The sequence below is a fragment of the Sphingobacterium sp. Mn56C genome, assembly GCF_049319645.1.
Lineage (GTDB): Bacteria > Bacteroidota > Bacteroidia > Sphingobacteriales > Sphingobacteriaceae > Sphingobacterium.
On sequence record NZ_JBMOUC010000005.1, the window covers coordinates 1 to 14,162 of the forward strand.

Sequence of the window (14,162 nt, forward strand, 5' to 3'; positions counted from 1 at the left end):
CTTCCAAGCCTTTGCTGCGTATATTTTTTAATATAAGCTTAACCTGCTAAAAATGAGACGGAATAAAATGAAAACAAGGTCAAGCTATTGATTATTTCTGGATCATCAAACCTGAATATAGATCCTATGCACAGTATATTTTCATACAAACATCATATACGCACATAGTTTTCGTAATAAAGTTTCGGTATTCGGTTAAAATGATTACTTTTGTTATTTAGATTTGGTATAAATAAAATTTAACTACACATCCTTTTAGTAACTAACATGAAAAAAACGCTTCTCACGGCATTTGTATTTGCGGCATTATTTGGCCATGCACAGACAAACACATTAATGACTGCAGACTTTTGGAAAACCAAACCAGATATTACAGCGGTAAAAGCAGAAATAACAAAAGGGAATAGTCCTTCACAACCAAATGCTGCTTCCTTTGACCCTGTAACCATTGCGATTAATAATAAAGCGCCAAATGATGTTATTAAATATTTAATAGATCAGGAAGGTAATAGTGTATCTAAAAAAACTCACCATAGCCGTAGCTATCTTCATTGGGCAGCTTCTTCTGGTAATGTAGAAATTGTAGAATACCTTATTAAAAAAGGAGCTGATGTAAATTATGCCGACAGTTATGGTACTCCTATTGCTGCTTATGCTGCATCTACAGGGAACCAGAATACGGCAGTATTTGATGCTTTGTTTAAAGCAGGTGTAGATCCGAAACAAAAATATGAAGACGGTGCCACCTTAATTATGCTTGCTGCGCCACATAACACCGACTTGGCAGTAGTGGATTATCTGGTATCGAAAGGACTTTCGTTACAGGATAAAGATGCATATGGCCGTACGGTGACCGACTACGCTGCGAAGTTGGGGGATACTGCGTTAATGGATAAACTCATTAAAAGAGGTATAAAACCTACAAATCATGCTTTGTTCTTTGCTACGCAGGGATCGCGGAATGCTTCCAATGGTATAACTACCTATACCTATTTAGTAGAAAATTTAAAATTAGACCCGAAAGCGATTAGCAAAGATGGGGCTACAATTTTGCACCCTTTGGTACGTCGCCCAGATATGGAGGTTATCAATTACTTCCTAAGCAAGGCTGTTGACGTCAATAAAACCGACAACGAAGGAAATACGGTTTTAATACAGGCTACATCCGGAAAAGATGAGGCTTTAGTACAGGCTTTATTAGGGAAAACTAAAAATATTAACGCACAAAACGACAAGGGAGAATCGGCATTAACAAAAGCTGTAGCCAATGGCTCTGCAGAAGTTGTAGCGTTGCTCCTCAAAAATGGCGCCGATAGCAAAGTTGTAGATAAGGATGGAAATAATCTAGCCTACTATTGGTTTAACTCGTATAGAGATTCTAGACCGGGGCAGCCCAATGACCAGGAGAAGGATTTTGAGCAGAAGCTAGGGCTCTTGAAAGCGCATGGATTAACAATTACTGCACCACAAAAAAATGGAAATACCTTATATCACTTGGCTGTAGCACGTGAAAATGAACAGCTTTTGAAAAAAGCTAAAGAATTGGGTGTTGATATTAATAGCCAAGATAACGAAGGTAATACTGCGCTACACCGCGCAGCATTAATCGCTAAAGACGATACCTTCTTAAAATCTTTGGTAGCGCTAGGTGCCGATAAACAATTGAAGACAGAATTTGACGAAACGGCATATGATTTGGCCAAGGAAAATGACTTTCTTACAAAAAATAATATTTCTTTAGATTTCCTAAAATAAGCATAATGAAAATCTCCTTTAAATACTTGCTGTTAACTTTTATTGCTGTAGCTTTTTCAGCAAGCAGCTTTGCACAAACGAGTAAATATAAATGCATGATCCAAATGATTAGCTATCAGGGCGAAGCAGCTTATGTAGTCGTATCCTTAATAAATCCTAAGGGCGAATACGAGAAAACCATTTCTGTATTAGGCCCAGATAAGCAGTGGTACAACACCTTAAAAGACTGGTATAAATTTCAATCAAAAACGAAAGAAAAACTAAGTGCTGTTACTGGAGCCTCTGTTGGAGGTGGCGATCGAGCAATGCGGACCTTGGAAATTGAAGATTCCAAATTAAATAAGGGTTACAAATTACGTTTTGAATCGGCCGTTGAAGAGCAAAAATACCATGTTACTGATGTAGAAATACCTTTAACAACCGAAGCGATAACCGAAAGAACAAATGGAAAAGGGTATATACGTTTTGTAAAATTAAATAAAGTGCAATAAAACGTATGACTTTATCTATATGGCGGTATGCACATTTAGCTTTAGCCATTGTATCTTCAGTATTTTTACTTGTATTATCGATTACCGGAGTACTATTGGCTTATGACGCTATAGAGGAAAAACTACCCGCATATCGCACACAAGAATTTAATGAAATCAGCGTTTCGCAAGTCCTCAACGGCTTGCGAAACGTTTATCCCGAAATTGTAGACCTATCTGTCGACCATAATGGATTTGTGGCAATCGACGCCTTCAACGAGGAGGGAGAATCTATAAAAGGCTATATTGACCCTGTTACAGGCAAAATCCTTGGCCCCATAAAACCTAAAAGCTCGTTTATACAATGGATTACCGCTTTACACCGTTCCCTATTTTTAAAAGAAACAGGTCGAATTCTTGTTGGCGTTATTTCATTTATCCTGCTATTAATTACCATTAGCGGGGTTATTTTAATTATTAAACGGCAGCAGGGCGTACGGCATTTCTTTGCCAAAATAAACAAAGAGTATTTCAGTCAGTATTTCCATATAGTAAGCGGTAGAATCTTGTTGATTCCTATTATAATGATTGCCCTTACCGGAACATATTTGTTTATGATGCGCATGGAATTGCTAGATACAACCGAAAAAAAGGTAACCTTCCCTCCGGTTTCGGTTGATGCGGATGCACCGCGATTGGCCATTCCCGACTTCCCCATTTTTAAGGAGATAATGCTTAAAGATGTAGAAAAGATTGAATTTCCATTTATGGAAGATGACCCTGAAGAGTATTTTGTTATAAAAACAAAAGCTAAAAACAGCATCATAAACCAAATTAATGGCCAAGTTGTGGAGGAAACGCAGTATGCTACCGCAACGGTTCTAGATAAATTAAGTTTGGATTTACATACCGGCCGTACGAATATAATATGGGCGGCTATTTTAGGTATCGCCTCCTTAAATATTGTATTCTTTATATATACGGGTTTTGTAATTACCTTTAAACGTAGTCGCACGAAAATTAAAAACAAGTACAAAGACTCCGAAGCAGAAATTATTATTCTTGTAGGTTCTGAAAACGGAAGCACACTTTATTTTGCCAACCAGATTTATAAGCAGTTGTTAGCCGATGGAAAAATCGCCTTTATTGGAGAAATGAATAAATACCAATGCTATCCGAAGGCTGATCATCTATTGCTATTTACGTCTACCTATGGCTTGGGGACAGCGCCTAGCAATGCGGTACATTTTGATAAATTGTTAGAAAAATACCCGCAAGACCATAGCGTAAAGTTTTCGGTTATTGGCTTTGGCTCCGACTCCTACCCCGACTTTTGCGCGTATGCTTTTCATATAGACCAACAGCTTCATAAACAAAGCTGGGCGCATAGCTTTCTACCTGTATATACGGTTAATGACAAATCTGCGGAGCAGTTTACCCAGTGGGTACAGCAGTGGAGTGAAAAATCGCTTATGCCTTTAGCTACGGCAGCAGCGCTTTATAATCTAAAAATTGATGGATTAAAAAAATTTACCGTTGTCGAAAAAACCTGCGTATCGGCAGATAATAGTACCTTCAAAATTTTACTAAAACCATCGGATGGATTAAAATTCCAATCGGGAGACCTGTTGGCGATTTATCCAGCAAGCGATAACCGGGAACGTTTTTACTCTATAGGGCGTAAGGATGGATTTATACAACTGATGGTGAAACTCTATACAGATGGATTTGGTTCTAGCTACCTGTACCAGCTGGAAGTGGGCCAGAAAATTACTGCCCGTGTTATGTGTAACCCTAATTTTCATTTCCCTGAAAATACCCCTAAAGTTGCGATGATTGCGAACGGAACGGGTATAGCACCATTTTTAGGCATGGTAGCGTGCAACAGTAAAAAAACACCCATATGCCTTTATGCAGGGTTTAGAAATAACAACTCCTTAACGCAACACTATAAACAGTTTGCTGCTGAATACATCCGCAAAGACCATTTAACAAAATTTGAAATAGCATTATCCAGGGAAGAAAAGAAACAATATGTAATGGATCTCCTCAAAAAAGACGTTACGTATTTTATTGACCTACTGGAAAATAAGGGTACAATTATGATTTGTGGATCCTTAAATATGCAACGCGATGTGGAGGAAATCCTGGAGAATATGTCTTTAGATAAATACAATAAACCCTTAAGCTACTATAAGAACAGAAAACAAATTCTATCGGATTGTTATTAATGGTTAATATGGAAAATAGTATTATTAAAAGGCAGGTGATACTTGCCTTTTTCATCTTGATTCTCCCCTTTTGTGGATGTGCTCAGGTACTGCAAAGCCGACAAACGACATTAATGGGGTCGGTATTCGAAATCACTATTGTTGCCCAAGATAGCACTTTAGCACAGCAGCATATTTCTGCGGTAATAGATGAAATTGAACGCATAGAAAACCTGATATCGGAATGGCGACCGCATACACAAATTTCTGAAGTAAACCGCAATGCCGGTATACGGCCCATTAAGGTCGATAAGGAGGTTTTTGACCTTACCGCACGGGCTATAGCCTACGCTGAAATGACTCATGGTGCTTTTGACATCAGCATTATTGCAATGGATAAAATATGGTCTTTCGATGGTAGCATGGATACTTTACCTACAGCGGAGGCCGTGCAGCAATCTGTTCAAAATGTAGGGTATAAATTTATTATACTGGATAGCATACAGCAAACAATTTTCTTAAGCAAAAAGGGTATGAAAATAGGTTTTGGTTCTATTGGAAAGGGATATGCTGCCGATATGGGAAGAGCATTGATGTTACATAACCATATTCCTGCGGGTATCGTAAATGCTTCTGGTGATATTGCCACCTGGGGAACACAGCCTAACGGTAAACCTTGGGCTATCGGTATAAATAACCCTTTTAAAAATCATCGTATACTAAAAACAATAAAACTTACAGATGGTGCTATAGCGACATCGGGTAGTTATGAGAAATATGCAGAAATAAATGGTAAACGTTATGCGCATATTATAAACCCTAAGACAGGTTACCCCGCTACTGGCATAACCAGTGTTACTATATACGGCCCTTCTGCCGAATATGCCAACGCCCTAAGTACCTCGGTCATGGTTTTGGGATTAATAGAAGGAACCGAACTGTTGAAGAAAAACCCTACCTATAAATACGTAATCCAAACGGATCAAGGAAAAGTTAAAAAAAATTAAGATGCAACGCTTACTCTTTTGGTTTTTCTTTAACCTCATCGTCGAATAATATACGCAACGATGGCGTGTAGGTATCCTCATGCTGCCCTGTTTTATTTGCCCAGAAGAAAGCGCCTAAAAATATCAAAGCAATAAGTACCGAACAGCCAATCAACAAAAATAATATATTCATAACTTTAATTTTTACAATAAATCACGCTTTTTAGCATATTGGCGCGTCATTAAACTAGTAAATGAAATAATCGTTACCGTGCTTATAGGCATTAGTATCGCGGCGAATAAAGGCGACATGGTACCTTGAACAGCGAAACTTAACCCTACGATATTATATAATATGGAGATTATAAAACTCATTTTTATAACTTTTACAGCATCTTTACTGAAAGCAAAAAATTGAGGTAGCTTGCGGAAGGATATTCCATCCAAAATGGCATCACATCCCGGCGAGAAATTATTAATATCGTCGGAAACAGCAATACCAAGATCTGCTTTACGTAATGCGCCAGCATCGTTCAGCCCATCCCCAAGCATACACACACGTTTTCCTTCCTGCTGCCATTGCGTTATTTTTTCCAGCTTATCTGCTGGGCTTTGGTTAAAGCGCAAACTTGCATTCCCAGGAAATATAAGCTGTAAAGCATCTCCGCGACGTTCATTATCACCAGATATCAAATGCATGTCATAACGATGCTTCTTAAAATTGTTTACCACTTCATTTAACCCTTCCCTCCAGGATTGCTCCAGGGAGAAATAGCCTTTTATTTCCTGGTTAATTTTAACGTAGATAACCGAACCGTCTATGGCTGAGCTCGTGGCCCCAACAAACGCTGCACTGCCGACCCAAATTTTGTAATCTTGAAATTCTCCATATTGCCCCTTACCCACGACCTCCGTATAAGCGGTGATCTGCAAGGCCTCACAGGAACCTAACCACTTTAATATTTCACGACTTAAGGGGTGTATGGAGTTGCGACATAGCGAATAGAGCAGTTTCTTTTCTACAGCAGTCAAGGTACCATCGAAATACATACTCGAAACATTCGGAGAAGAAATTGTACCGGTTTTATCAAACACCAGGGTGTCAATTGCCGCCATTTGTTCTATGGCACCCGTATTTTTGATATACATCTTATTCTTATCAAAAATACTCAATGCTGCAGACAGCGTAAAAGGCGAGCTCAATGCTAACGCACAGGGACAAGCAATAATCAAAACGGCCGTAAAAGCCGCCCATGCTTTCGTGCTATCGCCCGCGTTAAACCAAATTAAAGCCGACAGCAGAGCAATGCTTATGAGCGCTACGGTAAAATACTTACTGATAAGACCGACAAAGGTATCAAACTTCTTTTCGTACGTCTTAAAAGACTCATTATTCCACAACGTTGTAAGGTAACTTTGCGATACTGCCTTTATAACCTCCAACTCTATAGCTTCCCCCAGCTGTCTTCCACCAGCATAAACAATTTCTCCAAGCACCTTGCTTACGGGTTTACTCTCGCCAGTTACAAAACTAAAATCTACTGCTGCAGTGCCCTTAAGCAGGATAGCGTCTGCAGGGATAATTTCATTATTTCGAACCATAATCCGATCTCCAACCCTTAAGTCGCCAAGCGGTGTTGGTTTTTCTTTACCCTCCTTTAACAAGGTTACAGCGACTGGAAAATAAGAACGATAATCGCGCTCAAAGGAAATATGATGATATGTTCGCTGCTGCACATATTTTCCGATAAGGATAAAAAAAACCAACGAACATAAGGTATCCATAAAGCCAGCCCCCGTTTGGGAGAGAATTTCAAATGCCGAGCGCATAAAAAGCACAAGAATACCCAATGCCAACGGTACATCCAGATTTAGCCTTTGTTGCTTGAGGCTATACCAGGCCGATTTAAAATAATCGGAGGCACTGTATAAAAGCACCGGAATACCAAAAGCTAAATTCATATACCCGAAGAATTGGGCATATTCTCTCTCGAAAGCATCCATACCGAAATATTCCGGAAAACTAATCATCATGGAGTTTCCAAAGCAAAATCCGGCTACGGTAATTTTTGCAATAAGACTATTCTGGTTTATTTTTTTACTCTCCTTAACAACATCTTGAAGTGTAATTTTTGGGTCGTAACCAATTTTGTATAGGAGGTCGACCAAAGAACGTAAAGAAAAGTCGGTCTTTTCAAAAGTTATATTGGCCTGCTTTTTCATAAAGTCAACCGTTACACGTTTTACAGCTGGATTCAGTTTATAGAGGTTTTCTAACAACCAAACACAAGAGCTACAATGAATTGCAGGGATGTAAAAGGTGATTAATGCTATCTTATCATCTTGATAGTCTACCAACCTAGCCATAATATTGGGTTCGTCTAGGTAGGATAAATCTTCTTTTTTAGTCTTTTGTGCCTTACCTGGATGGGTATTATACCGGTAATAGCTCTTCAAATTATTGTCGTTTAAGATCTGATATACGGTTTGGCAGCCCAAGCAGCAAAATTGATGTGCATCGAGTATATAAGACGTATCCGTTACCGCATCTCCGCAATGGAAACAGGCGGTATGCGTTGTAATTTTTGTATCTGCCAGCATAAAAATACCTCCTAAATAGCTTGACTAAATAAATGCTCTCTTTCTTTTACCCGATGTAAACGCGCATCAAATGCCAGGCATACATTCCGTAAAAAGGATTTACCTGTCTCTGTAATCTTGACAGACTCTGAGTTTACAACAACCAAGCCGTCCGCAAGTAAAGGCTGCAAACGCTCCAGAATATATGTATTCACGGCTAACCCCTTTTTAAACGCTACCTCTCCACGACACATCATATCCAAAATATATTGGCGCACCACAGCATCTTCGGCATCTAAAAGATGTCCCTTAAAAACAGGAAGTTTACCCGCATCAATACAAGCGTAATATTCTTCTACCGATTTTACATTCTGTGCAAATGCAGTCCAGGAGTCACTGATTGAAGATACCCCTAAACCAATCATCAGCGGTGTATATCTATCCGCATATCCCATAAAATTACGGTGTAATTTTCCGGCTTGTGCTGCTTTAAATAAGGCATCCTCTTCGCGGGCAAAATGGTCCATACCAATATCTTTGTAACCTGCCGCCTGTATCATTTCTTTACCCAACGTATACAAGTTAAGTTTATCCTGCCCTTCCGGTAAATCATGCTCCGTAAAACTCCGCTGCCCCGGTTTTAACCAAGGCACATGCGCATAACTGTAAAAAGAGATGCGATCGGGTTCCATTTCCATCGCTAGTGCGATAGTATACTCCACCGATCTTAAAGTCTGCAAGGGTAAACCATAAATTAAATCAAAATTTATAGACTCAAAACCAACGGCTCGTGCCTGCTGCATAACACGTTGTACATCCGCGACCGACTGTTTACGGTTGATGATATGCTGTACCTTTGCATCAAAATCTTGAATACCTAAACTTAAACGCCTAAAACCTAAGGCATATAAAACCTCCAGATGCTCTTTTGTGGTATTCGCGGGGTGTGCTTCAAACGAAAAGGAGGCTCCTTCTACTACGATGTTGCCCGCAAGTAAACCGCTTATTAACCTATGCAGGTTTTCTGCGGCAAAAAATGTTGGGGTACCGCCACCTAAATGTATCTCACTTATACAAACCTCTTCCTCCGCCAGTATCGATTTATACATCGCCCATTCTTGCAGTACCGCATCAATATAGGGGTTTTCAACGGTATGATTTTTCGTGATACGGGTATTACAGCCACAGTATGTGCATAAACTTTCGCAGTAGGGCAGATGAATATACAAACTTATGCCTTGCTTTTTAGACGCTTGGTAGCGTTGAGCTACGCGAACCTTCCAATCGGTCGCTGTAAATAGGTTATTTTCCCAAAATGGAACAGTTGGATAGCTGGTGTATCGCGGTGCTGCCACATTGTATTTTTCAATAAGCGAAGACTGATGCATGGTGTTGAAATATGATAGGGTGATATTTAAATTTTGGACCTGAAATCGGAGTTATTTTTTTTAACATTATACTTCCCCTCCCCTTTAATCCAATCATTTAAACATTTGATAGTTTGTTGCGCTATACTTTCAGGAGTATTATCGGCGAGTGAGGTGTTTGCGACATCAATATTAAGCTGACTGGCGTATTTTACATCAATATGGTCTATAGACTGCGACCGGGTAATAACTTTTTTAACTCCTATATGATTCAATTCATCCAGAATTTGTGAATTCAGTAGATCTCTTGAAGAAACTATAATAACGTCTTTCCCCATAGCATAATGTAAGGTACTTACGTTTAAATCGTTGGAAATTAAGGTCAACTCATGGACCTTAGCGTTTGCCTTTGCCAACAATTCCTTTTCAAATTCTTTAATATTATATGCAACAACTTTCATGACCATCTTCAAGCTAAAAACATAACAAAGTTAATTTTAGCAGCCTATGCAAGCAATGTAGGTAATCAGCAAAATATGTAACTTTGATCACTTTTTTAGCCAGAACAGCAGGTCTAGCAGCCTAACAAAAAAAGCCGTAAACTAATCGTTTAAAAAACGACTAGCTTACGGCTATAAGAACCTACAATAAAGAAGTAGGGCTATTGTTTAATATTTTTTAATTTTTCAACACTAAAGATACGAATGGCGTTTCCTTCTTTAACGATAAGTTTTTCATCTTTAAAATCGGCAAGCATTCGACTAATAGTTTCATTTGCTGTGCCCGCTAAAGCAGCTAAATCGTCTCTAGAGATGCGTATAAGCACTTCATCCTGCAACTCAGAATCAGCTGATTTCAGCGCCACTTGCACCAAAGTATTCGCTACTCGTTTGCGTACAGAGTCGTAAGCAAAACCTAACATCTGCTCCTCTTTCTCTTTAATATTTCCGGATAAAAGCTCAATAAATTTATTAGCGATGGTTGGTTTTTTATAAAGCAACTCATAAAATTTATCTTTCGGTATCAGCGCAATTTCGGAATCCTCTAAAGTGGCAGCATTATCGGAGTACTTATCGTTTAACAGTATAGATTCGTAACCAAAAAACTGGTTTTCAATCTGAATACCTGTAGACAATTCGCGGCCATCTTGATAATATAAAAACGTTCTTATTTTACCACGTAACACATAATACAAAAAGATAGGGTTATCGCCAGCTTCGTAAATAAGTTGTTTTTTCTTAAACACCTTAACACGCGCTTCCTTTACCAACTCATCCAGAATATATTGCTGCTCCTGGTCATCCAAACTTAAAAAACCATTAGGTCCTTTTGCCGACAGCATACGATCACGCTTGCGAAGTCTGCTCTCAATGGCATTCAGTAATTCTATATCATCAAAGGGTTTAACTAGATAATCGTCGGCTCCCATTTCCATGGCCTTACGCATATCCGAACGTTCTGATTTTGCAGTGAGGAAAATAAAGGGTATATCTACAGTATTTTCAAACTTATTTAACATGTATAACACTCCATAGCCATCCAATTCAGGCATCATGATATCACACAATATAAGATCAGGATGATGTTTAATCGCTAATTCAACACCTAATTTACCATTTTCCGCTACGATAACGTTATAATCCCCTGTAAGATCTAATATTTCCTGTGTGCCCTCTCTAATTTCTAGATTATCTTCAATAATTAGAATCGTCCTTTTCTCCATGATGTTAAACTAAATTATTTTTAAAAGTCATTTTAAACATGGTTCCTTGATTTACTGCTGAATAATACTCCATCTTTCCATCCATAAGTTGAACATAACGTTTTACAATATTAAGCCCCAAGCCCGTTCCCGGAATATTTCCGGTGTTGTGAGCTCTAAAGAAAGGCTCAAATAAATTCTTCTGATCTTCTTCTGGAATACCAATACCGTTGTCCTTTACGATAATGGTACATACATTGTCGGATATTTCGGTAGAGAACTCGATAAACGTATCTTCACCGGAATATTTAACCGCATTAGAAACTAAATTTATAATACTGCTTTTAATTAAATGCGGATCTATAACAAAGTCGGCCACCAAACCCGTATGTTGGTATACAATATGTTGGTTTTTCTTACATATCATTTGCATTTCCTCGGTAATCTCTTCACCTATATGCACCAAATTTATCCGCTGGTTATTTACAAATACTACGCCTGCTTCCAATTTTTCCAACGATAAGAAGTCGTTGAGAATATTATTCAATAATTGTACCGAACTTCGTATACGCGCAGTATGCTTGGATACAGACTCCAAATCTGGCTTCTGTACATAACGATCGATTAAGGAGGCAGACAACTGTACCGAACTTAAAGGCGTCCTAAATTCGTGCGATGCCATGGAAACAAAACGCGATTTTAATTGGTTAAGTTCTTTTTCCTTTTCCAAGGAATTACTCACATCAGCCTTTGCGCGTTCCAGCTCGGAAACCAAAGTTATTAAATCCTTGGTTCTATGACGCACCTTTTCCTCGAGCTCGAGTGTATGCTTACGCAGTTGATCTTCAGCCTCTTTCTCTTTCGAAAGGTCGTGAATAAAACCAGTAAAAATAGTTTTATTCTGATAAAAAACCTCTGAAACTGCCAATCGAAACGGAAAGGTGGTTCCATCTTTTTTCTTGCCCCTTACTTCCCTGCCTATACCGATAATCTTTTTATTTCCGGTTTCTTTATAGTTGTTTATATACGAATCGTGCCTACCCCTATCCGGCTCCGGCATCAACATGGAAATATTATTCCCGATTACCTCATCGGCGTCGTAACCAAACAACATCAAGGCAGCGGGATTGATAGATTCGACCTCCCCACCTGCATCAATGGTAATTATTCCATCAATAGCCGTATCTATAATTGCTTCTAATAATCGCGCTGAATCCAAAATTTCAATATTTATTTAACTAGTTTCTTGTACTTCACTCGTTTAGGACCAATATCCCCCAGGCGTTTTTTACGGTTTTCTTCATACTCGGTATAGTTACCTTCAAAGAAGTAAGCCTGCGAATCGCCTTCAAAGGCTAGAATATGGGTACATATCCTATCCAAGAACCATCTGTCGTGGGAAATAACAACCGCACAACCACCAAAATTTTCCAATCCTTCTTCCAGCGCACGTAAGGTGTTTACATCAATATCATTGGTTGGCTCATCAAGTAATAATACGTTCGAAGCTTTTTTCAACGTAATCGCTAAATGCACACGATTTCTCTCCCCACCCGATAAAACGGAAATTTTCTTTTGCTGATCTGCGCCGTTAAAGTTGAACTTCGAAACATAGGCTCTAGAGTTAATAGCTTTATTTCCTAATATAATAGTATCATTTCCTTCGGTGATATTTTCCCAAACGGATTTCTCGGGATCCAGGTCATCGTGCATCTGATCAACATAGCCCAACGCGACCGTTTCACCCACCCGAAAGGAGCCCGTATCGGGTTGCTCTTGGCCGGTAATTAAACGAAATAGCGTCGTTTTACCAACCCCGTTCGGACCGATAATGCCGACAATACCTGCAGGAGGTAGAGAGAAGCTTAAGTTTTCAAATAATACCCGGTCGCCATAGGATTTACTGATATTTGATGCCTCAATTACCACATTTCCTAAACGCGGCCCCGGCGGAATAAAAAGCTCTAATTTCTCTTCTCTTTCCTTTGTTTCTTCGGAAGCTAACTTCTCGTAATTATGTAAACGCGCCTTAGACTTTGCATGGCGTGCTTTGGGCGCCATTTTCACCCACTCCAATTCCCGCTCTAAAGTTTTCTGACGTTTTGTTTCTTGTTTTTCCTCCTGCGCCAATCGTTTTGCCTTTTGGTCTAACCAGGAAGAATAATTTCCTTTCCATGGAATTCCTTCACCACGATCCAACTCTAAGATCCAACCCGCCACGTTGTCCAAGAAATACCTATCGTGGGTAACGGCAATAACAGTACCTTTATACTGCTGTAAATGCTGCTCTAACCAATCTATAGATTCGGCATCCAAGTGGTTGGTAGGCTCATCCAGCAATAAAACGTCAGGCTCTTGTAATAATAATCTACATAAAGCCACGCGTCTGCGTTCTCCCCCTGACAAATTGGCAATTATAGCATCCGGTTCCGGACAGCGCAAGGCATCCATGGCACGCTCTAATTTAGCGTCTAATTCCCACGCGTTCGTGGCATCAATTTTATCCTGTAGCTCCCCCTGTCTAGCCAATAATTTGTCCATCTCGTCGGCATTTTCATAGACTTCGGGAAGGCCAAATTTTTCATTTATCTCTTCATATTCCTGAAGCACGGCGGTAATTTCTGCAACGCCTTCTTCGACAATTTCCTTAACAGTTTTTTGTTGATCCAGTTCCGGTTCTTGCGCTAAATAGCCAACAGAATACCCCGGAGAAAATACAACTTCCCCTTGGTAGGATTTATCTAAACCTGCAATAATTTTAAGTAGAGATGATTTTCCAGAGCCATTTAAACCGATTACTCCGATTTTTGCCCCATAAAAAAAAGATAGATAGATATTTTTTAAAACTTGCTTCTGTGGTGGGTAAATTTTACTTACTCCAGCCATTGAAAAAATTATTTTCTCGTCTGACATAGGTTATTTTAAGCCTTTATTCTAGTAATTTAACTGTTCTTCCCAAAGATACCAAATCCCTTTCGAAATGAGAAACGGCGAATGTAGAAGTGCAGCGAAATGGCAGGGCGAAAAAAAATAATACCCGAAACATCGATATCTACCGTGTGCATCGCCTTTACGAAAGAAAAAAAGTTAAA

Annotated in this window: 11 protein-coding genes; 4 read left to right on the plus strand and 7 right to left on the minus strand. The window is 39.2% G+C overall.

From position 1 onward, the window contains the following. Window positions 1-267 precede the first annotated feature (267 nt). Genes ACL9RF_RS12845 through ACL9RF_RS12860 form a run of 4 tightly spaced genes read left to right on the plus strand, consistent with a single transcriptional unit; the run spans window position 268 to window position 5,442 of the window. On the plus strand, window positions 268-1,755 hold the full coding sequence (locus tag ACL9RF_RS12845; protein ID WP_422801035.1) for an ankyrin repeat domain-containing protein: 1,488 nt from the start codon (window positions 268-270) through the stop codon (window positions 1,753-1,755). A gap of 5 nt (window positions 1,756-1,760) precedes the next feature. Beyond that, complete coding sequence (locus ACL9RF_RS12850) at window positions 1,761-2,246, plus strand: DUF2271 domain-containing protein (protein WP_422801036.1); 486 nt, start codon at window positions 1,761-1,763, stop codon at window positions 2,244-2,246. A gap of 5 nt (window positions 2,247-2,251) precedes the next feature. Next, entirely contained in the window at window positions 2,252-4,456 is a 2,205-nt protein-coding gene (locus ACL9RF_RS12855; RefSeq protein ID WP_422801037.1) for a PepSY domain-containing protein, read from the plus strand. An 8-nt stretch (window positions 4,457-4,464) separates the two neighbouring features. After that, window positions 4,465-5,442 (plus strand): FAD:protein FMN transferase, encoded by a 978-nt coding sequence (locus tag ACL9RF_RS12860; RefSeq protein ID WP_422801038.1) that lies wholly within the window; start codon window positions 4,465-4,467, stop codon window positions 5,440-5,442. A 10-nt stretch (window positions 5,443-5,452) separates the two neighbouring features. Here ACL9RF_RS12860 and ccoS read toward each other — a convergent pair whose 3' ends face one another. From ccoS to ettA, 7 genes are all read right to left on the minus strand, one after another. Continuing rightward, window positions 5,453-5,614 (minus strand): cbb3-type cytochrome oxidase assembly protein CcoS, encoded by a 162-nt coding sequence (gene ccoS, locus ACL9RF_RS12865; protein WP_422801039.1) that lies wholly within the window; start codon window positions 5,612-5,614, stop codon window positions 5,453-5,455. An 11-nt stretch (window positions 5,615-5,625) separates the two neighbouring features. Further along, on the minus strand, window positions 5,626-8,022 hold the full coding sequence (locus tag ACL9RF_RS12870; RefSeq protein WP_422801040.1) for a heavy metal translocating P-type ATPase: 2,397 nt from the start codon (window positions 8,020-8,022) through the stop codon (window positions 5,626-5,628). Between the two features lie 11 nt (window positions 8,023-8,033). Then, window positions 8,034-9,389: an oxygen-independent coproporphyrinogen III oxidase gene (hemN, locus tag ACL9RF_RS12875; RefSeq protein ID WP_422801041.1), complete on the minus strand. Its 1,356-nt coding sequence runs from the start codon at window positions 9,387-9,389 to the stop codon at window positions 8,034-8,036. Between the two features lie 26 nt (window positions 9,390-9,415). Further along, on the minus strand, window positions 9,416-9,829 hold the full coding sequence (locus ACL9RF_RS12880) for a lactate dehydrogenase (RefSeq protein ID WP_422801042.1): 414 nt from the start codon (window positions 9,827-9,829) through the stop codon (window positions 9,416-9,418). Between the two features lie 200 nt (window positions 9,830-10,029). Next, on the minus strand, window positions 10,030-11,091 hold the full coding sequence (locus ACL9RF_RS12885; protein ID WP_422801043.1) for a response regulator: 1,062 nt from the start codon (window positions 11,089-11,091) through the stop codon (window positions 10,030-10,032). 4 nt (window positions 11,092-11,095) lie between these two features. Further along, window positions 11,096-12,289 carry a PAS domain-containing sensor histidine kinase gene (locus ACL9RF_RS12890; RefSeq protein WP_422801044.1) on the minus strand — a complete coding sequence of 398 codons (1,194 nt, stop codon included), beginning with the start codon at window positions 12,287-12,289 and terminating at the stop codon, window positions 11,096-11,098. Between the two features lie 11 nt (window positions 12,290-12,300). After that, the gene (gene ettA, locus ACL9RF_RS12895; RefSeq protein ID WP_422801045.1) at window positions 12,301-13,983 is read right to left on the minus strand and encodes an energy-dependent translational throttle protein EttA; all 1,683 of its coding nucleotides are present in this window, start codon (window positions 13,981-13,983) and stop codon (window positions 12,301-12,303) included. Window positions 13,984-14,162: the final 179 nt, after the last annotated feature.